We start from the raw sequence: 18,903 nt of genomic DNA, 5'->3' as shown, positions 1-18,903 counted from the left end.
GAAAGCGGATCTGGAGGCCGCCCGCGACCGTCTCGTGCCGGACGTCGTCGCGGACGGCCTCCGTGTGCTCTTCTGCGGCATCAACCCGGGACTGATGACGGCCGCGACCGGTCACCACTTCGCCCGTCCCGGCAATCGGTTCTGGCCGGTGCTGCACCTGTCGGGTTTCACGCCGAGGCTGCTGGAGCCGGCCGAGCAGCGGGAACTGCTGTCGTACGGGCTCGGGATCACGAACGTCGTGGCACGGGCGACCGCGCGGGCCGACGAGCTGACCGCCGAGGAGTACGTCGAGGGCGGGCGGCTGTTGACCGAGAAGGTGACCCGGCTGAAGCCGCGGTGGCTGGCCGTGGTCGGGGTGACCGCGTACCGGGCCGCCTTCGGCGACCGTACCGCGCAGGTCGGACCGCAGGAGCGGACCATCGGGGACAGCCGGGTATGGGTGCTGCCCAACCCCAGCGGGCTGAACGCGCACTGGACGACGGCGACCATGGCGGAGGAGTTCGCCCGGCTGCGGGACGCTGCGCAGGCTCGGCGGGTCACGGCGGGTCGACGGACGTGACCACCGCCAGCAGCTGGAACGGCAGCTCGTCGTCCCACTGGGACACGCCCAGGGCGACCCAGCGGCCCGTCGGCGCCTTCCACAGGTGCACATCGGGTACGTGCGAGGCGAGCGTGGCCCATGGCTCGTCGACGTCCTCCCCTTCCATGGCCCGCTCGAAGGTGCTGGACAGGCTGAACGCGTCGACCGGTCCCCACCGCTCGGCGAGCCGCTCCCCGAGGGCGTCCCGGTCCGCCTCGTACTGTTCCTCCGTCTCCTGCCGCTCAGTGCCATCGTCCTCGTAGAAGTCGCCGCTGGTCTGTAACTCGGCTATCAGGTACCCGGGCCCGCCCGTGCCGACGTCCGTCCTGCCGTGCTCCGCCGGAAACTCCCGGTCGCACAGCTGGTCGATCACAGCAAGGTGGTTCGCGATGTCCATGCGATCCAGTAAAGCGGGCACCACTGACAATTGGCGTGCCGTCAGGCGTCCTGGCAGTGCAGGGCGTACCAGGTGCTGTGCAGGGTGACTTGGCCGACTCGGTCGGGGAGGAAGCCGGCGACGCTTCCGCGTATGTCGATACTGGTCATGGCAACAGCCTTGTGGTTCGGGGGTGTCGGGGGCCTCCCCCGCCGGTGGGGAGCGTCTCGCCTGTGCGAGGGAGGCCCGTTGTCGGTGCCGGCTGCGACCATGGCGGGGAGGCGGAGGTACTGCGGCTGATGGGGCGGGGGCTGTCGAAGGGGGAGATCGCCGCGCGCTGGTGGTGGCCACGGACACGGGGAAGCCGCATGTGAGCGCCGTACTGGTCAAGCTCGGCGCGCGCGACCGTACCCAGGCGGTGATCGCGGCGGAGGGGGCCGGGTTCGTCGAGACGCGGTGTGCGGCCGCTGAAGCGGAACCCGGCACTCGCCGGGGTGCGCCGGGCCGAGTACGATCCGCCCAACACGCGCGCGAGCTGGAAGGACGGACGGTGGGGCAGCTGACCGGCGGCGATCCCTCGCTGCTGCGAAGGATCAATTCCGCGGTGGTGCTGCATGCGCTGCGTGCCACGGACTGCGCGACGCTCACCGAGATCACCCGGGTCACCGGGCTGTCCCGGCCGACGGTGGAGGGGGTCGTCGAAGGGCTCATCGAGGGCGGCCTCGTCGTGGAGACGGCCGCCGACGAGAGCGCCGCGCGCCGTCAGGGGCGGCCCGCACGCCGGTTCCGGTTCCGGGCCGAGGCGGGGCATCTGCTGGGTCTGGAGATCGGGCCGCACCGGGTCGCGGCGCTGCTGTCCGACCTGGACGGCCGGGTGCTGGGCGCGCAGGCCAAGGAGGTCGGCGAGACGGCCACGGCGGACGAGCGGCTCGACAGGCTGCGCGGCGCGGTCACCGAGCTGCTGCGGCGGGCCGGGGTCGCCCGCGGCTCGTTGCGGGCCGTGGGCGTGGGCACGCCGGGGATCGTGGAGGCCGACGGCACGGTACGGCTGGGCACGGCGCTGCCGCAGTGGACGGGGCTGAGGCTGGGTGAGCGGCTGAGCCGTTCCTTCAAGTGCCCGGTGCTGGTGGAGAACGACGCCAACGCGGCGGCCGTCGCCGAGCACTGGAAGGGCGCGGCGGCCGAGTCGGACGACGTGGTGTTCGTGCTGGCCGGGCTGAGCCCGGGCGCGGGTGCGCTGATCGGCGGTCGGCTGCACCGCGGCTTCGGCGGGGCGGCCGGGGAGATCGGCGCGCTGCATCTGCTGGGCCGGGAGGCGACTCCGGAGACGCTGCTGTCCACCACCGACGAGCCGCTGCACCCGCTGGACGAGCAGGCGGTCGCCGAGGTGTTCGCGCTGGCCCGGCAGGGCGACCAGCGGGCGCGGGACGCCGTGGAGCGGTTCATCCAGCGGCTCGTGCACGACGTGGCCGCGCTGGTGCTGGCACTCGATCCGGAGCTGGTCGTGATCGGCGGCTGGGCGGCCGGTCTCGACGGCGTCTTGGAGCCGTTGCGCCGCGAACTGGCCCGCTATTGCCTGCGGCCGCCGCGGGTGGCGTTGTCACTGTTGGGTGAGGCGGCCGTGGCCACGGGGGCACTGCGCTTGGCTTTGGACCATGTGGAGGAGCAGTTGTTCGCCTTGGACGGAACGGCGACTGCACGGCGCTGAGGGGGCGCGGGCCATCCAGCTTCTGCGGCGCCGTCGTGGCTGGTCGCGCCCGCGCGGCGGAGCCGCACACCGGATACAGCCCCGCGCCCCTGGGTCGGTGCCTCCGCCCCGGCGCTGCGGAGTCACCCGGACATCAGGAAGCCTGGCGCTGGGGGTCGTGGTGTATTTCCACCCCGGCCGATTCACCGAAGGTGAGCCGGCACGTGTCGGCGCGGTAGGTCGCCAGGGAGAGGGCTGCCGTGCGGCCCTCGGTGAAGAAGCGGGTGGTGACGACCAGGACGGGCGAGCCGGGGAGCCGGTCGAGTTCCTTGGCGTCGTCCGCGCGGGCGGAGCCCAGCTCGACGGCGCGGTCCTGGCCCTCGAGCGTCAGGTGCTGGAGTTCGCGCAGCACCGCACGTGCGCGTGCGGGGCCGGACGGGGCGTCGATCGCGGTGAGGTCGGGCACCGAGGCCGCTGGGATGTAGAGCAGTTCGGTGGCGACCGGCTGGCCGTGGGACATCCGGGAGCGGCGCACCGTGTGGACGGGCTCGCCCGCGCCGGTCTCCAGCGCCGTGGCGACGGCCGCGGGCGGCACCGCCTGGTCGCAGTCGAGGGGCTGCCAGGCGTCCGAGGCGGCGCCCGGCCAGGCGTGCTGCTCGGTGCCGACGGCCACGCCCACGCGCGGGGGTGCGACGGTCGTACCGACGCCGCGGCGGCGCTGCAGCCGGCCTTCCAGCTCCAGCTGTTCGAGGGCCTGGCGGAGCGTGGCGCGGGCCACGCCGAAGCGGGCGGCGAGGTCGCGCTCGTTGGGCAGGATCTCGCCGACCGAGAACTCGGAGTCCAGTGCCTCGGTGAGCACGGTCTTGAGATGCCAGTACTTCGGTTCCGGTACCGATTCCAGCTGCGTGGTCCCCACCCTGTCCTCCGCAAGAGCCGTGGTCCGGCGGTTTTTAGCGCCCTTGTTTATTAAAGGTTGTTGCACTTCTCTGCGACCATAGGGCGGCCTTCACCCTTGGTCAAGACCAATCCTCGATCCCCTGGGCAACGCGCGGCTGACGTCGCGGCAAAGCCCCCGTCGCGGGACGGGGGCTCCTGGGGCGCGTGGGGTTCAGCCGTCGGCGAGATGCCGCAGCTTGTCCGGGTTGCGGACGACGTACACGGTCGTGACGCGGCCGTCGGCGACGTCCACCTGGACCAGGCTGTCGGGCTTGCCGTCGGACAGGATCAGCAGCGCCGGACCGCCGTTGGTCTCCAGGAAGCGGTACGACGGCTCCGCCTGGAGCTGCTGCTGTGCGACGGCGATGAGGAAGCGGCCGACCTTGTCGGCGGTGTGCAGGATGCGCACCGGCGCCTTGGCCTTGCCGCCGCTGTCGCCGACCAGACGGACGTCCGGGGCGAGCAGGGCCATGAGCCCTTCCAGGTCTCCGCCGCCCGCTGCGGCGAGGAAACGTTCGGTCAGCTCGCGCCGCCGGGCGGGGTCGACCTCGTAGCGCGGCCGGCGTTCGTCGATGTGCCGGCGCGCCCGCCCGGCGAGTTGCCGTACCGCCGTCTCAGCGCGGTCGAGCAGGGCGGCGATCTCGGCGTACGGGTAGCCGAAAGCCTCCCTGAGCACGAAGACGGCCCGCTCCAGCGGCGACAGCGACTCCATGACGACCAGGACGGCGAGGGAGACGCTGTCGGCGAGCAGGGCGCGGTCCGCCGCGTCCGGGGCGGCGTCGCCGAACTCGGTGAGGTACGGCTCGGGCAGCCACGGGCCGACGTACGCCTCACCCCGTGCCTGTACCTGGCGCAGCCGGTCGATGGCCAGGCGGGTGGTGATGCGCACCAGGTAGGCGCGTGGTTCGCGGATCTCCGCACGGTCGGCGCGGGACCAGCGCAGCCAGGCGTCCTGGACCACGTCCTCGGCGTCGGCCACCCGACCGAGCATGCGGTAGGCGACCCCCGTGAGCAGGGGGCGGTGCGCTTCGAAGAGGTCGGTCGCGGCGTCGGCGGTCACCGCTCCATCCCATCCGACACGCGCCGGGTGTGTCCACCCGGAATCGGCCCGTCCGGCGCCGGTCCGGATCACAATGACCGCGGACCGCCGGGGGTCGGCGGCCGGTGACCTGGAGGTGGCCGATGCGGTACGCGGTGCTGGGCACGGGCGAGGTGGGCCGCACACTGGGCGGCAGGCTGGTGGAGCTGGGGCACGAGGTGACCCTCGGTTCCCGCGTCAAGGACAACCCGGTGGCGCTGGAGTGGGCCACGGCGGCGGCGGAGCGTGCCCGCGCGGGCACGTTCGCGGAGGCGGCCGCCGCGGCCGAGGTGGTCATCAACGCGGTGGGCGGCCGGGTGGCGCTCGACGCCCTGCGGGCGGCCGGTGCGGAGCAGCTCGACGGCAAGGTCGTGGTGGACGTCTCCAATCCCCTGGCCTTCGAGGACGGCCAGGCGCGTCTGGACCCGGTGGAGTCGGACAGCGTCGGCGAGCAGATCCAGCGGGCCTTCCCGCACGCGCGCGTGGTGAAGGCGCTGAACACGGTCAACTGTCAGGTGATGGTGGATCCGGGGCGGGTGCCGGGGGCCCACCACCTGTTCGTGTGCGGGGACGACGCCGGGGCCAAGCGGCACGTGACGGATCTGCTCGGGGAGTTCGGGTGGCCGGCGGAGCGGGTGCTCGACCTGGGCGGGATCCGCGCGGCGCGGGCGATGGAGATGTACCTGCCGCTGTGGCTCACGATGATGCGGCAGTTCGGGACCGCGGACTTCAACATCGAGGTGCGCCGGGCGGGTTGACGGCCCCGGCAGCGGGACGTACGCCGGCCGAGGGCTACCGGCCGGTAGTAATTGCTGACAAGCTGTCTACGGCGTCCGTCAGCACCCAGACGAGGAGCACCCCCATGTCCGCCACCGTCTCCTTCAAGGTCCCCACTCCCCATGGCCCGAAGGACGTGGCCGTGTCCTACGCGCGCGTGGGACGCGGTGAACCGCTGGTCCTGCTGCACGGCATCGGCCATCACCGGCAGGCCTGGGACCCGGTCGTGGACATCCTCGCCACCGAGCGCGACGTCATCGCCGTCGACCTGCCGGGCTTCGGGGCGTCCCCGGGGCTGCCGGACGGCCTCGCCTACGACCTGCCGACCACCAACTCCGTCCTCCGCGCCCTGTTCGACGCGCTGGAACTGGACCGCCCGCACATCGCGGGCAACTCACTGGGCGGCCTGCTCGCCCTGGAGCTGGGCCGGGAGAAGCTCGTACGCTCCGTCACGACGCTCTCCCCGGCCGGGTTCTGGACGCAGGCCGAGCGCCGGTACGCCTTCGCGGTGCTGCTCGCGATGCGGGGCATCGCCCAGCGGCTGCCGCTGCCGCTGGTGGAGCGGCTCTCGCGTACCGCGGCCGGCCGTACCGCGCTGACCAGCACCATCTATGCCCGCCCGGCACGCCGCGACCCGGAGGCTGTGGTCGCCGAGACGCTCGCGCTGGTGGGCGCCACCGGGTTCGAGGCGACACTGCGGGCGGGCGCCACCGTGCGGTTCACCGACGCGCTGCCGGGCCTGCCGGTCACGGTGGCCTGGGGCAGCCGGGACCGGCTCCTCGTCCGCCGTCAGGGCGTACGGGCCAAGCAGCTGATCCCGCACGCCCGGCTGGTACGGCTGCCCGGCTGCGGACACTGCCCGATGAACGACGATCCGGCGCTGGTCGCCCGGGTCATCCTGGACGGCAGCCGCTGAACCGGCTCACGGCGGCCGGGCGTCGGCGCACGGAGGGCGGCGAGCGGGGCCGCCGGTGTCGAGCCCGTCGCTGACGACGCGGGCCGACCACCGGCCTGCCGCCTCACCGAAAGGGCCGGGCCGGCCACCGGCTTGCCGCCTCACGGAAAGGGCCGGGTCTGCCGCCGGTGTCGCCTCGGCGATGGGACCGGGCTGGGCACCGGTGTCCCTCGGCGGAAGGGCCGGGCCGGCCACCGGTGTCGCCTCGCCGAAGGGGCTGGGCCCGGCCGTCGGGCGCGCTGCATGATGCGCTGTGTGAGCTGTGTGCGACGTCTGCGCTTGTGGGCGCGGGCGCGGATCCGGCGGATCCCTCCGTCAGGCCGGACACGACGTCCCCCCACTAGCCGCGCACCGGCCTGTTCTGCCCACTCCCCGGGCCGGGCGGGACCAGGGCGCCCCCGCCCGGGGACACGGCCTCAAGCCCCGTTGTTCACTTCGGGTTTCCGTGCGCGCCGCAGCGTCCCAGTAGGTGTGGCTCTGCACACTGGCCGGACCCCGTCCCTGGAGGCGCAGCCATGTCAGACCGTCCGTTCCCCGGCCGCCGCAGCGTTCTGCGCGGCTCCCTCGCCGCATCGGCGGCGCTCACCCTGCCCGTCGGCCTCGGCGCGGCCCCGGCGTTCGCCCGCTCCGGGCGCCCCCGGGCGGACTGGGGCGTGCAGGCGGGCGATGTGACCGCCGACTCCGGTCTGGTGTGGGTGCGTTCGGACCGGCCGGCCCGGATGATCGTGGAGACCTCGGCCACCGAGTCGTTCCGCGACCCGCGCAGATGGCACGGCCCGCTGCTGGGCTCCGGCACGGACTTCACCGGCACCACCCGGCTGCACGGCCTGCCGCCGGGCGAGCAGATCCACTACCGCGTGCTGCTCGCCGACCCGGACGACCCGCGCCGCACGGGCGAGCCGGTGACCGGCACCTTCCGCACCGCGCCCGCCGAGCGGCGCCAGGGTGTGCGGTTCGTGTGGTCCGGCGACCTGGCCGGACAGGGCTGGGGCATCAACGAGTCGATCGGCGGTTACCGCATCTTCGACGCCATGGCGAAGGTCGACCCGGATTTCTTCCTGTGCAGCGGTGACAACATCTACGCCGACGGTCCGATCGCGGCCACCGCGCCCCTGCCCGACGGCAGCGTGTACCGGAACGTCACCACCGAGGAGAAGTCGCACGTCGCGATCACCCTGGAGGACTACCGGGGCAACTTCCGCTACAACCTGCTGGACACGGCGCTGCGCCGGTTCAACGCCCAGGTGCCGAACATCATCCAGTGGGACGACCACGAGGTCCGCAACAACTGGTACCCGGGCGAGGTCATCGGCGCCGGCACCCCCTACCCGGCCGGCACCAGGCTCGACGACCTGGCGCTGCGCTCCCGGCAGGCGTTCTCCGAGTACTTCCCGATCCCGACGATCAGCGAGCGCCCGGACGGCCGGATCTACCGGGTCGTTCACCACGGTCCGCTGCTCGACGTGTTCGTGCTCGACATGCGCACCTACCGCAACGCGAACTCCCCCGACGACCAGGCCGTGGACCCGGTGGGCATCCTCGGCCGCGAGCAGCTGGAGTGGCTCAAGCGGGAGCTCGCGAAGTCCCGTGCGGTCTGGAAGGTGATCGCCAACGACATGCCGCTCGGCCTCGTCGTGCCCGATCCGGTGGAGGGCAAACCGAACTTCGAGGCCGTCGCGCAGGGCGACCCGGGGGCTCCGCTCGGCCGCGAGCTGCAGATCGCCGAGCTGCTGCGGTTCATCAAGCACCGGCGGATCACCGGCACGGTGTGGCTGACGGCCGACGTGCACCACACCTCCGCTCAGCACTACGACCCGTCGCGGGCCGCGTTCAAGGACTTCGAGCCGTTCTGGGAGTTCGTCTCCGGACCGCTCAACGCCGGTGCCTTCCCGGCCAGCGCGCTCGACGGCACGTTCGGTCCGGACCGGGTGTTCGTCAAGGCGCCCACCGCCGCCAACGTGTCTCCGGCCGAGGGCTATCAGTTCTTCGGCGAGGTCGACATCGACGGCGACAGCGGCGAGCTGACGGTGCGGCTGCGCGAGTACGACGGCACCGTGCTGTTCACGCAGACGCTCCAGCCGGGCCGGGTCGGCCAGTAGGGAGCTCGGCGGTGCGGGGCGACCCGACCATGTAAATCCAACAAAAGGGACGGAGCATGCTTTACTCATCGGTCACAAACCGTTCGTGATCACGCAACACCCTTCCTTCACAGTGGCTGCATGACTCCAGACATGTCGAATGTGACCCGGGCGAAGCACGGCCGCCCCGTGCACCACTGGCGGCGGGACCTCGTGGAACTCGCCGCCCTGTTCACGGCCGTCGCGGTCGCCGACGCGGTGGCGAACCTGGTCGGGCACGGTCCCGACGGTCCCGCGCTGCTGGTGATCTCGGCGCTCGCGCTGGCCGCGACGGCCGGCTTCCACACCTGGTGGGCACGGCGCCACGGACACGCACCGCCGACCGGTGATACCGGTGCCCGGCCGACCGCCGAGACGCGGTCGGCCGGGCCCTCGGCGCGGCCGGACGACACCGCGGACGACGTGGCCGGCACCGGCGTGCTGTGGCGGATGCGGACCACGGTGAAGGACGAGCCCGGCTCGCTGGCGGCGTTGTGCACGGCGCTGGCCGAGCGGCGCGTCGACATCCTGAGCCTGCAGACGCACCCGCTGGCCGACGGCACCGTGGACGAGTTCCTGCTGCGGGCGCCCGGCACGCTGGCTGCGGCCGGGATCTCCCGGGTGGTCGCGCTGGCCGGCGGCGCGTCCACCTGGATCGAGCGGGCCGACGCCCATGACCTGGTCGACGCCCCCACCCGGGTGCTCGGCCTGGCCGCGCGCACCGCGCTGGACGCCGCCGAACTACCGCTGGCTCTGCGCCAGTTGCTGGGCCGGTGCACGATCCGCTCACTGCCCGGGACACCGGTCGGCGGTGGCCGCGGACCGGAGCCGGTGCCGGGCGAGGGAGTGCTGGAGGACACCGTGATGCGGCTGCCGGCCCCGGAGGGCGGGGTACTCACCGTGGAGCGGCCGTATCTGCCGTTCACGCCGACCGAGTTCGCGCGGGCCCGGGCGCTGGTGGAGCTGGACAACCGGCTCGGTCCGCGGGTCCCGGGCGGCAGGGACGTGCTGACGCTGCCGGAGGGCAACGACATCACCGTCCGCCGGGTCGACACCGGAGATCTGGCCGCCGCGAAGGAGATGCACGAGCGGTGCTCGCCGCGTACCCTCGGGCTGCGCTACCACGGCCCGGTCGGCGACGCGGCCCGCTATCTGAACCACCTGCTCAGCCCCCGTTTCGGCCGGACGCTGGCGGCGCAGACCACCTCCGGACGCATCGTCGGCCTCGGGCATCTGCTCTGGGACGGCGACGAGACCGAGGTCGCGCTGCTGATCGAGGACGACTGGCAGCAGCGCGGCATCGGCGGTGAGCTGCTCGACCGGCTGGTGGCGATGGCCGTGGAGGCCGGCTGCGAGAGCGTGTACGCCGTGACGCAGGCGTCCAACACCGGCATGGTCGCCGCGATGCGCGGCCTCGGGCTGCCCCTGGACTACCAGATCGAGGAGGGCACGCTGGTCATCACGGCCCGCCTGCGCCCCACACCGGCCGCGCAGCACCCGCCGTACGGCACCGGTCTGCGCCGCGCCGGCGACCCGGCCAAGCGCGACTGACCGGCGATGGGCCGGTGCACCGTCACAGCAGCCGCACGGTGGATCCGCCGCAACGGCGCTCAGCCACGACGGCGGTGCCCGGCTCACCGGCACTCACCACCGGCCGCCGCCCCTCAGCGCACCGCTTCCCGCAGCGGCACCGGCGTCCGGACAGGCTCCCCCAGCGCCTGGTCGAGGTCCGCCCACAGGTCGTCCACGTCCTCCAGCCCCACCGACAGCCGCAGCAACCGGTCGCTCACCCCCGACCCGCGCCGGTCGTCGGCGTCGACGATGCGGTGACTGATGGAGGCGGGGTGCTGGATGAGCGTGTCCACGCTGCCGAGGCTCACCGCCGGGGTGACGAGCCGGACCCGGGAGATGACCTCGTGCGGGTCACCGTGCACCTCGAAGGCGATCATCGCGCCGCCGATCCGCGGATAGTGGACACGGGCCACCCGCGGGTCGGCGGCGAGCCGGCGGACCAGTTCAGCCGCGTTGGCGGACGCGGCCCGCACCCGGACCGGGAGCGTGGACAGGCCCCTCAGCAGCAGATAGCCGGCCAGCGGATGCAGCACTCCACCGGTGGCGAACCGTATCTGCCGTAGCCGCCCGGCGAACTCCTCGTCGCAGGCGACCACTCCGGCCAGCACATCGCCGTGCCCGCCGAGGTACTTGGTGGCACTGTGCAGCACCACCCGGGCGCCGTGCTCGGCCGGGCGTTGCAGCACGGGTGTGGCGAAGGTGTTGTCCGCGAGCAGCGGGACCGAACCACAGGCGTGCGCGACGGCCCGCAGGTCGAGTTCGGCGAGGGTCGGATTGGCCGGGGACTCGACCATCACGAGCCCGGTGTCCGGGCGCAGCGCGTCGGTGATGCCGGCCGGATCGGTCCAGGTGACCTCGGTACCGAGCAGCCCGGCGGTGAGCAGGTGGTCGCTGCAGCCGTACAGGGGCCGGACCGCGACCACATGGCGCAGGCCCATGGCGGACCGGGCGAGCAGGACCGCGCTGAGCGCCGCCATGCCGCTGGCGAAGGCGACCGCGGACTCGGTGCCCTCCAGCCGGGCCAGTGCGGTCTCGAAGCGGGCGACGGTCGGGTTGCCGAGACGGCCGTAGATCGGCGGACCGGACGGGTCGGCGCCGTCGGTGGCGAAGGAGTCGATGCGGGCGGCCTCACCACGGCTGTCGTGGGAGGGGTAGGTGGTGGACAGGTCGATCGGCGGGGCGTGCAGGCCCTGGCGGGCGAGATCGTCGCGGCCGGCGTGTACGGCTTCTGTGGCCAGGGCTCTCGATGCGGTGCGTACGTCGTCGTAGGCACCGGTGCTCGCTGTCTCCATGGGCGGAAGGGTGAACATCGAACGGTTCTCGAAATTCGAACACCGTGCTACGTTCGGCCAATGGCCGAATCTGTCGTACTGGATCCGGTGGACCTCCATCTGCTGCGGCTGCTGCAGAACGACGCCCGGACCACCTACCGCGATCTCGCCGTGCAGGTGGGCGTGGCACCGTCGACCTGCCTGGACCGGGTCACCCGGCTGCGCCGCTCGGGCGTGATCCTCGGGCATCAGCTGCGGCTCGATCCGGCCAAACTCGGGCGCGGACTCCAGGCGCTGCTGTCGGTACAGGTGCGGCCGCACCGGCGGGAGCTGGTGGGGCCGTTCGTGGAGCGGATCCGGGCACTGCCGGAGGCACGGTCGGTGTTCCATCTGACCGGGCCGGACGACTATCTGGTGCATGTGGCCGTCGCGGACATGGCGGATCTGCAGCGACTGGTGCTCGACGAGTTCACCGCACGGCGGGAGGTGGCCCGGGTGGAGACCCGGTTGATCTTCCAGCAGTGGGAGTGCGGACCACTGCTGCCTCCCGGCCACGCCCAGAGCTGAATCCCCCCGAACGTGGGTGACGCGGTGATCCTCCGCGTACGAGGATGGCCGCATGTCTGAGACCAAGAGCCCACTGCCCCGTCAGGTGGCCGACGCGTACGTGGACGGCCTCATCGCCCTCGACCCGGTGACCGGTACCTACCTCGGTGTGGAGGAGAGTTCGCGCCGGCTGCCCGACTACTCGCCCGCGGGCCGGGAGTCCCTCGCGGCACTGACCCGGGCCACCCTCGCGCAACTGGACGAGGCGGAGCGCCAGCCCGGCGCGGACAGTGACGTGGAGCGGCGCTGCGGGCGGCTGCTGCGGGAGCGGCTGACCGCCGAACTCGCCGTCCACGACGCGGAGGAGCACCTGCGCCGGGTCGGCAACATGGACACGCCCGGCCACGCGGTGCGGGATGTCTTCACGATCATGCCGGCACAGACGGAGGAGGACTGGGCGGCGATCGCCGAGCGACTGCGGGCGGTGCCGGGCGCACTCGCGGGCTACCGGGAATCGCTGCGACTGGGCCTGGACCGCAAGCTGTTCGCCGCGCCCCGGCCGACCGCGACATACATCGAGCAGCTCACCGAGTGGACGGACACGGACGGCAAGGGCCGCGGCTGGTACGAGGACTTCGCCGCCGCCGGGCCCGAGGCGCTGCGCACCGAGCTGGACGAGGCGGCCCGCGCGGCGACCGGCGCCCTGACAGAGCTGCGGGACTGGCTGCGCGACGTGTACGCGCCGGCGATCGAGGGCACCCCGAACACGGTGGGCCGCGAGCGGTACGCGCGCTGGTCCCGCTACTTCAACGGCACCGATCTGGATCTGGACGAGGCGTACGCGTACGGCTGGTCGGAGTTCCACCGGATCCTCGGCGAGATGAAGCAGGAGGCGGAGAAGATCCTGCCCGGCGCCGGGACGCCGTGGGTGGCGCTCGCGCACCTCGACGAGCACGGCCGGCACATCGAGGGCGTGGACGAGGTCCGTGAGTGGCTGCAGGCCCTGATGGACAAGGCCATCCAGGATCTGGACGGCACCCACTTCGAACTCGCCGAGCGGGTGCGGAAGGTGGAGTCGTGCATCGCTCCGCCCGGCGGCGCGGCGGCCCCCTACTACACGCCACCGACGGAGGACTTCTCCCGTCCCGGCCGCACCTGGCTGCCCACGATGGGCCGGACGCGCTTCCCGGTCTACGACCTCGTCTCGACCTGGTACCACGAGGGCGTGCCCGGCCACCACCTCCAGCTCGCGCAGTGGGCGCACGTCGCGGAGAACCTCTCCCGTTACCAGGCGACGGTCGGCATCGTCAGCGCCAACGCCGAGGGCTGGGCGCTGTACGCGGAGCGGCTGATGGACGAGCTCGGCTACCTCACGGGTCCGGAGGAGCGGCTCGGCTATCTGGACGCGCAGATGATGCGGGCGGCGCGGGTGATCGTGGACATCGGTATGCACCTGGAGCTGGAGATCCCCGCCGACTCGCCGTTCCACCCCGGGGAGCGGTGGACGCCGGAGCTGGCGCAGGAGTTCTTCGGCGCGCACAGCAGCCGGCCGGCGGACTTCGTGGAGAGCGAGCTGACCCGGTACCTGACGATTCCGGGCCAGGCGATCGGCTACAAGCTCGGCGAGCGGGCGTGGCTGCTGGGCCGGGAGAAGGCGCGTGAGCGGCACGGCGACGCGTTCGACCTGAAGGCCTGGCACATGGCGGCGCTGTCGCAGGGTTCGCTGGGACTGGACGACCTGGTGGACGAGCTGGCCGGGCTCTGACCCCCGGCGCCCAGCACGGCTGCCGGAACGGGACGGCTCGCAGGCCCGGAGCGGGCACGGCCACGGGAGGGTGCCGGGCCGGGAACGTGCGGGGGCGGCCACGGGAGGGTGTCGGGCCGGGAACGTGCGAGGTGCGGGGGCGGGCACGGGCACATCGGGTCTGATGCGGGCACGGCCACGTGGGAACCGGGCCCGGCCCGACCGCGGACCGCCCCGCCGTGGGCAGCGCCCCGCAGGCCGAAACGGATCCGCCCGGCCTGCAGCGCCACCCGCCGCCCCCGCTCCGGCAACGCACACGGGCGACGCCCGCTCGGAGCCCGACCGCAGACCGCCCCGCCGTGGGCAGCGTCCCGCAGGCCGGAACGGATGGGCCCGGCCTGCAGCGCCACCCGCCGCCCCCGCTCCGGCAACGCACACGGGCGACGCCGGCTCGGAGCCCGACCTCAGACCGCCCCGCCGTGGGCAGCGTCCCGCAGGCGGGCGGGTGGGCCCGGTCTGCGGCGCCGGGGGCGCTTCCGGTGCGGGGGCGAGTGCACGTCGTCATGCCGCCGGCCGGGGACGCGCTTGGCGGCCTCGCGGACGGTACCGGGTCCCGGCTCCGGTGGTGCCGGCGGCTCTGGGTCCGCCCCCTGCCTGTTCCGCCGGACGGCGCCCTCGGCCGTACGGCCGCCCCCAGGTGGCGCGGGCGGCCGGGCGGCGGCTAGCTGGTGCCGGAGGCGGGTGCGGAGGAGGCGGGCCGGAATGCGGCAGCAGGGACAGCGGCGACGGGTGCTGGAGACGCCGGGGGTCGCCGGGCTGGCGGGAGTGGTGTTCGCGCTGCTGCTCTCGGCGACGATCGTCCTGCTCCGGCTGGGCATTCCGGAAGGGGCCGACGCGGTCACCGCCGGAGGGTTCACGGACGCCGGGCGCCGTGACGCGCTGCATGCCGCCCTCGTGCTGGTGCCGTTCGCCGGCATCTTCTTCCTGTGGTTCGTCGGCGCGGTACGGGCGTACGTCGGCGCGGCCGAGGACAAGTTCCTCGCCACCGTCTTCCTCGGCAGCGGCCTCGTCTTCACCGCCACGATGTTCGGCGCCGCCGCGGTCGTGCAGGCCGTCCTCGCGGTCGGGCACCCCACCGGCACGGCGCCGGACCTGTCCACCTGGGACTTCGGCCGTCATTTCGCGTACACCCTGATGACGGAGTACGCCACGCGGATGGCGGCCGTGTTCGTCTCCTCCCTGTCGATGATCGGCCACCGCCTGGGTGTCCTGCCCCGCTGGCTCTCGATCCTGGGCTTTCTGACCGCCCTCACGCTGCTCTTCGCCGCATCCAACGTCCCCTGGGCGGAGCTGGTCTTCCCCGCGTGGTCGCTGCTGCTCAGCCTGTACGTCATCGCGGCGGGCGGCCGCAGCGGGGCCCCTGCCACGGCGGCCCCGTGACGGCCGGCAGCCCGAATGGCTTTCCCGGCGGGCGAGGTCGCTGCACCCCGCCCATGCTGGCAGACGGGACATGACCGCCGTCCGGGAATGCCGCGCGACACGGCCGGCCGCCACCGGACCTGGCCACCGGAAGGGCGGAGCGTCGATGAGGCTCGTCGTCGATCTCAACAAATGCCAGGGGTACGCCCAGTGCGCTTTCCTCGCTCCCGATGTCTTCGCCATGCACGGCGAGGAGTCACTGGTCTACAACCCGCACGCCCCCGAGGAGCAGCGGGAACGGCTGGCCCGCGCCGTCGCCGCCTGCCCGGTACAGGCGATCACCGCGGACGGTCTGGACGGCGCCGGGTCCGAGCGGGGGGCCGGGTCCGACCGGGAGGCTTCCGATGGCCGCTGACCCTGTGGAATGGCTCAGGCGTGAGGGCCGTATCGTCATCGTCGGCGCCTCGCTGGCGGGGCTGCGGGCCGCCGAGACGCTGCGCGCCGAGGGCTTCACCGGCGAGCTGACCCTGATCGGTGACGAGCCGTACGAGCCGTACGACCGGCCGCCGCTGTCCAAGTCCGTCCTGCTGGGCATGGCGTCCCCGCGCCGCACCGAGCTGCCGCACCGCCGGGAGATCGACGCGAAGTGGCGGCTCGGCGTCCCGGCGGCCGGTCTGGACCTGACGGCCAAGCGGGTGCGGCTGACCGACGGGGACGAGGTGGAGTACGACCGGCTGCTCATCGCGACCGGCGTGCGCGCCCGGCCCTGGCCCAAGCAGGAGGAGGCCCGGCTGGACGGCGTCTGTCTGCTGCGCACCCGGGACGACGCGGCCGATCTGTACCAGCGGCTGAAGGCGGGGCCGCGCCGGGTGTTCATCATCGGCGCGGGCTTCGCCGGTTCGGAGGTCGCGTCGGCCTGCCGGGAGATGGGCCTCCAGGTCACCATGGCGGAGCGCGCGGGTGCGCCGCTGGTGGGCGCGCTCGGCGGAGTGATCGGCGCGGTCGCCGCCGACCTGCAGCTGGAGAACGGCGTGGATCTGCGCACCCATGTCACGGTGACCTCGCTGGAGGGCGACTCGACGGGCAGGGTGCGGGCCGTCCACCTGTCCGACGAGAGCGTCGTCGAGGCGGACGTGGTCGTGGTGTCGCTGGGCTCGGTGCGCAACACCGACTGGCTGACCGGATCGGGGCTGGGCGCCGGGCCCCGGGGCATCGCCTGTGACGCGGGCTGCCGGGCCTTCGACTTCCGGGGGATCGTCACGGACGACGTCTTCGTGGCCGGTGACGTGGCGCGCTCGCCGCACGCGCTGTTCGGCTACCAGTTCCTGTCGCTCGAACACTGGGGCAACGCGGTCGCCCAGGCGGAGACTGCCGCGCACAACATGATCTGCCACGGCGCCGACCGCCGCCCGCACCTGTGGCTGCCCGCCTTCTGGTCCTCGATGTTCGGCGTGAACATCAAGTCCGTCGGAGTGCCGCCCATGGGCGACCAGATCATGATCACTCAGGGTTCGCTCGCCGAGCGCCGGTTCGTCGGCGTGTACGGCTACGAGGGCCGCATGGTCGCCGCCGTGACCTTCGACAACACCCGGTGGCTGGAGTTCTACGCGCGGCAGATCGAGCGGGGCGCGCCGTTCCCGGTGGAGTTCCCGACGATGGACCGACGTCCCGAGGGCCGGCAGCCGATGCCGGCCGACTTCCCCGACCCGTCTCTGCCGACCCACGGCCCCACCGTGACCCTCAGTGGCTACTCACCGGCCGACCAGCAGCTGGTCTTCCACCCCGCCCGCCACTGACCGCCGCCCGGCCCCGACGCTCGAAGGACTTGTCATGACGCAGGCCTCGCTGTTCCGCCAGATCACCGACTTCGCCAACCGCGCCGACCCGTATCCGCTGTACGCGGAACTCCGCAGGACACCGGTGCTGCACGAAGAGGACGGCGGCCCCTACGTCATCAGCTCCTACTGGGACATCGAGGCGCTGCTCCACGATCCGCGGATCAGCTCGGACGCCGCCCATCTGGCCGCCGCCGGGGACGACGAACTGAGCCAGGCGGAGGAGACGGGAGGGCTGCCGCCGTCGTTCATCCGGCTCGACCCGCCGGAGCACGACCGGCTCAGGCGCATCGCCAACCGGGGCTTCGGGCCGCCGCACCGGCCGCGCCGGGTGGAGAACATGCGGGGTGAGCTGGGCGCCATCGTGGACGGGCTGCTCGACGGCCTGAAGGACAAGCGGCAGATCGACCTGGTCGACGACTTCGCCTATCCCTTCCCCGTGACGGTGATCTGCCGGCTGCTCGGCGTGCCCCGGGAGGACGAGCCGCGCTTTCGCGCCTGGGTGGACCCGCTGGTCGCGACCCTGGACCCGGAGACGCGCCAGAACGCCGACCCGGAGTTCGTGAAGACGGCGCAGGAAGCACGGATGCAGCTCGGGATGTACCTGGCCGGACTGGTCGAGCAGCGCACCAAGGAGCCGCAGGACGATCTGCTGTCCGACCTGGTCGGCAGCCGGGGGCCGGACGGTGCCATGACGATGATGGAGGTGCTCAGCACGGCGGTGCTGCTGCTGATCGCCGGTCACGAGACGACGGTCAACCTCATCACCAACGGCATGCTCACCCTGCTGCGGCACCCGGAGGTCCTGCAGCGGCTGCGCGAGGATCCGCATCTGTCGGTGCGGATCGTGGAGGAGCTGCTGCGCTACGAGCCGCCGGTGCAGATCGTGCCGCAGCGCACCTGTATCGCCGACATCGAGCTGCGCGGGGTCGTCATCCCCAAGGGCTCACGTATCTGGCTGATGCTGGCCGCGGGCAACCGCGACCCCGATCGGTTCAAGGATCCCGAGCGCTTCGACCCGGACCGCGAGGACCTCCAGCACCTGGGGTTCGGCAGCGGCATCCACAGCTGCTTCGGCGCTCCGCTGGCCCGGCTGGAGACCCAGATCGCCCTGTCCGAACTGGCCCGGCGGCTGGAGAACCCCCGCCTGGTCGAGGACCCGCCGCCGTACCGGCGCAACGCGGTGCTGCGCGGCCCCCGGCATCTGAACATCGCCTTCGACGGCCTGCGTTGACCGCGCCGGCGGTCCGGTCAGTGGCCGAGCCGTCTGAGCTGCACCAGGCCGACCCAGGTCTCCGGTCCGGGCTGGACGTACGCGGCGCGCACCGCGTACGAACCCGGCTCCAGCTCGATCCGCACATGCTCCTGGCTCGCCGCGGCGCCGCCCGGCCAGGCCGAGTCGAACAGCAGCACCGGGCCGGGCACCCGCCAGCGCACCTCGCTCCCCCACGCCGCCGCGTCGAGGGCGGCGGGGACGCTGTCGAGCAGTTCGGCCTCCGAGCTCGCGGCGGACCACCGTACGAAGCTGGCGTGGTCCGGCAGGTAGGAGGTGGAGGCGGGTTCGTCGCCGAACACCAGGGCCGCGCTGTCGCCGACCGGGAGCAGGCCGACGTATCCGTCGACCTCGCAGGCCCGGTCGTAGTCGGTGTCGAGTTCCTCGCTGTCGGCGCCCGCCCAGAACGGCAGCACCGTCTCCGGGACGGCTATCAGCGGGCCGCCGCCCGATTCCACCCACTCCAGCGCGCCTGGATCCGCGTATCGAGCCATGGGCAGAGAACCTACACGGGCGGGGGTGGCAGGCAGTACTCCGAGCCGCCCAGCATCGGACCGGCATCTCCTCGACCCGGTAGCCGAGTTCGGCGGGGGCCCTTTCCGGTTCAACCAGTCGGCCTCCGCACCGAACGTCGATGCACAGCACCGCGCGCTGTGCAATTCCACCGGGATGCGCGTGCGACCAGATGGTGAAATGCTGTGGGTGAGAAGCGGATTCGCCGTGACCGGCAGGGGGAT

Annotated in this window: 17 protein-coding genes; 12 read left to right on the top strand and 5 right to left on the bottom strand. The window is 72.9% G+C overall.

Annotation, left to right across the window (positions count from 1 at the left end):
- Positions 1-34: 34 nt before the first annotated feature.
- Entirely contained in the window at positions 35-559 is a 525-nt protein-coding gene (gene mug, locus ABZ624_RS11530; protein ID WP_360085526.1) for a G/U mismatch-specific DNA glycosylase, read from the top strand.
- Here the strand turns inward: mug and ABZ624_RS11525 are convergent.
- Positions 537-977 (bottom strand): hypothetical protein, encoded by a 441-nt coding sequence (locus ABZ624_RS11525; RefSeq protein ID WP_360085523.1) that lies wholly within the window; start codon positions 975-977, stop codon positions 537-539. The two genes, mug and ABZ624_RS11525, sit on opposite strands and share 23 nt — an antisense overlap.
- A gap of 529 nt (positions 978-1,506) precedes the next feature.
- On the opposite strand from ABZ624_RS11525, the gene ABZ624_RS11520 reads away from it, so the two are divergent.
- Positions 1,507-2,664, top strand: coding sequence for an ROK family transcriptional regulator (locus ABZ624_RS11520; protein WP_360086046.1), 1,158 nt, complete (start codon positions 1,507-1,509; stop codon positions 2,662-2,664).
- 133 nt (positions 2,665-2,797) lie between these two features.
- Here ABZ624_RS11520 and ABZ624_RS11515 read toward each other — a convergent pair whose 3' ends face one another.
- Entirely contained in the window at positions 2,798-3,559 is a 762-nt protein-coding gene (locus tag ABZ624_RS11515) for a GntR family transcriptional regulator (protein ID WP_360085520.1), read from the bottom strand.
- A gap of 192 nt (positions 3,560-3,751) precedes the next feature.
- The gene (locus ABZ624_RS11510) at positions 3,752-4,639 is read right to left on the bottom strand and encodes an RNA polymerase sigma-70 factor (RefSeq protein WP_360085517.1); all 888 of its coding nucleotides are present in this window, start codon (positions 4,637-4,639) and stop codon (positions 3,752-3,754) included.
- Between the two features lie 122 nt (positions 4,640-4,761).
- Between ABZ624_RS11510 and ABZ624_RS11505 the strand changes: the two genes are divergently transcribed.
- From ABZ624_RS11505 to ABZ624_RS11490, 4 genes are all read left to right on the top strand, one after another.
- Positions 4,762-5,415 carry an NAD(P)-binding domain-containing protein gene (locus tag ABZ624_RS11505; protein ID WP_360085515.1) on the top strand — a complete coding sequence of 218 codons (654 nt, stop codon included), beginning with the start codon at positions 4,762-4,764 and terminating at the stop codon, positions 5,413-5,415.
- A 104-nt stretch (positions 5,416-5,519) separates the two neighbouring features.
- The gene (locus ABZ624_RS11500) at positions 5,520-6,350 is read left to right on the top strand and encodes an alpha/beta hydrolase (RefSeq protein WP_360085512.1); all 831 of its coding nucleotides are present in this window, start codon (positions 5,520-5,522) and stop codon (positions 6,348-6,350) included.
- Between the two features lie 554 nt (positions 6,351-6,904).
- The gene (locus tag ABZ624_RS11495) at positions 6,905-8,488 is read left to right on the top strand and encodes an alkaline phosphatase D family protein (RefSeq protein ID WP_360085509.1); all 1,584 of its coding nucleotides are present in this window, start codon (positions 6,905-6,907) and stop codon (positions 8,486-8,488) included.
- 132 nt (positions 8,489-8,620) lie between these two features.
- Entirely contained in the window at positions 8,621-10,057 is a 1,437-nt protein-coding gene (locus ABZ624_RS11490; protein ID WP_360085506.1) for a GNAT family N-acetyltransferase, read from the top strand.
- 113 nt (positions 10,058-10,170) lie between these two features.
- Here ABZ624_RS11490 and ABZ624_RS11485 read toward each other — a convergent pair whose 3' ends face one another.
- Positions 10,171-11,370 (bottom strand): PLP-dependent transferase, encoded by a 1,200-nt coding sequence (locus tag ABZ624_RS11485; RefSeq protein WP_360085503.1) that lies wholly within the window; start codon positions 11,368-11,370, stop codon positions 10,171-10,173.
- A 60-nt stretch (positions 11,371-11,430) separates the two neighbouring features.
- On the opposite strand from ABZ624_RS11485, the gene ABZ624_RS11480 reads away from it, so the two are divergent.
- From ABZ624_RS11480 to ABZ624_RS11455, 6 genes are all read left to right on the top strand, one after another.
- Positions 11,431-11,916 carry an Lrp/AsnC family transcriptional regulator gene (locus ABZ624_RS11480; RefSeq protein WP_360085500.1) on the top strand — a complete coding sequence of 162 codons (486 nt, stop codon included), beginning with the start codon at positions 11,431-11,433 and terminating at the stop codon, positions 11,914-11,916.
- A gap of 52 nt (positions 11,917-11,968) precedes the next feature.
- Positions 11,969-13,660 (top strand): DUF885 domain-containing protein, encoded by a 1,692-nt coding sequence (locus ABZ624_RS11475; protein ID WP_360085498.1) that lies wholly within the window; start codon positions 11,969-11,971, stop codon positions 13,658-13,660.
- 741 nt (positions 13,661-14,401) lie between these two features.
- Entirely contained in the window at positions 14,402-15,079 is a 678-nt protein-coding gene (locus tag ABZ624_RS11470) for a hypothetical protein (RefSeq protein ID WP_360085495.1), read from the top strand.
- Between the two features lie 145 nt (positions 15,080-15,224).
- A complete protein-coding gene (locus ABZ624_RS11465; RefSeq protein ID WP_360085492.1) occupies positions 15,225-15,473 on the top strand; it encodes a ferredoxin in 249 nt (82 codons plus the stop codon).
- The gene (locus ABZ624_RS11460) at positions 15,463-16,854 is read left to right on the top strand and encodes an FAD/NAD(P)-binding oxidoreductase (protein ID WP_360085489.1); all 1,392 of its coding nucleotides are present in this window, start codon (positions 15,463-15,465) and stop codon (positions 16,852-16,854) included. Before ABZ624_RS11465 ends, ABZ624_RS11460 begins: the two co-directional genes overlap by 11 nt.
- A gap of 34 nt (positions 16,855-16,888) precedes the next feature.
- The gene (locus ABZ624_RS11455) at positions 16,889-18,127 is read left to right on the top strand and encodes a cytochrome P450 (protein ID WP_360085486.1); all 1,239 of its coding nucleotides are present in this window, start codon (positions 16,889-16,891) and stop codon (positions 18,125-18,127) included.
- A 17-nt stretch (positions 18,128-18,144) separates the two neighbouring features.
- Here ABZ624_RS11455 and ABZ624_RS11450 read toward each other — a convergent pair whose 3' ends face one another.
- Positions 18,145-18,660 carry an immunity 21 family protein gene (locus tag ABZ624_RS11450; RefSeq protein WP_360085483.1) on the bottom strand — a complete coding sequence of 172 codons (516 nt, stop codon included), beginning with the start codon at positions 18,658-18,660 and terminating at the stop codon, positions 18,145-18,147.
- Between the last annotated feature and the right edge of the window lie 243 nt (positions 18,661-18,903).

Source organism: Streptomyces sp. NPDC007205 (assembly GCF_040634095.1).
In the GTDB taxonomy this organism is placed as follows: domain Bacteria; phylum Actinomycetota; class Actinomycetes; order Streptomycetales; family Streptomycetaceae; genus Streptomyces.
This window is presented reverse-complemented; position numbering and strand designations above follow the sequence as displayed.

Bases quoted from the DNA above. Each gene is read 5' to 3' on its own strand.
- ABZ624_RS11525 (WP_360085523.1), bottom strand. From the start codon at position 977: ATGGACATCGCGAACCACCTTGCTGTGATCGACCAGCTGTGCGACCGG.
- ABZ624_RS11505 (WP_360085515.1), top strand. From the start codon at position 4,762: ATGCGGTACGCGGTGCTGGGCACGGGCGAGGTGGGCCGCACACTGGGC.
- ABZ624_RS11500 (WP_360085512.1), top strand. From the start codon at position 5,520: ATGTCCGCCACCGTCTCCTTCAAGGTCCCCACTCCCCATGGCCCGAAG.
- ABZ624_RS11495 (WP_360085509.1), top strand. From the start codon at position 6,905: ATGTCAGACCGTCCGTTCCCCGGCCGCCGCAGCGTTCTGCGCGGCTCC.
- ABZ624_RS11490 (WP_360085506.1), top strand. From the start codon at position 8,621: ATGTCGAATGTGACCCGGGCGAAGCACGGCCGCCCCGTGCACCACTGG.
- ABZ624_RS11485 (WP_360085503.1), bottom strand. From the start codon at position 11,370: ATGGAGACAGCGAGCACCGGTGCCTACGACGACGTACGCACCGCATCG.
- ABZ624_RS11480 (WP_360085500.1), top strand. From the start codon at position 11,431: ATGGCCGAATCTGTCGTACTGGATCCGGTGGACCTCCATCTGCTGCGG.
- ABZ624_RS11475 (WP_360085498.1), top strand. From the start codon at position 11,969: ATGTCTGAGACCAAGAGCCCACTGCCCCGTCAGGTGGCCGACGCGTAC.
- ABZ624_RS11470 (WP_360085495.1), top strand. From the start codon at position 14,402: ATGCGGCAGCAGGGACAGCGGCGACGGGTGCTGGAGACGCCGGGGGTC.
- ABZ624_RS11465 (WP_360085492.1), top strand. From the start codon at position 15,225: ATGAGGCTCGTCGTCGATCTCAACAAATGCCAGGGGTACGCCCAGTGC.
- ABZ624_RS11460 (WP_360085489.1), top strand. From the start codon at position 15,463: ATGGCCGCTGACCCTGTGGAATGGCTCAGGCGTGAGGGCCGTATCGTC.
- ABZ624_RS11455 (WP_360085486.1), top strand. From the start codon at position 16,889: ATGACGCAGGCCTCGCTGTTCCGCCAGATCACCGACTTCGCCAACCGC.
- ABZ624_RS11450 (WP_360085483.1), bottom strand. From the start codon at position 18,660: ATGGCTCGATACGCGGATCCAGGCGCGCTGGAGTGGGTGGAATCGGGC.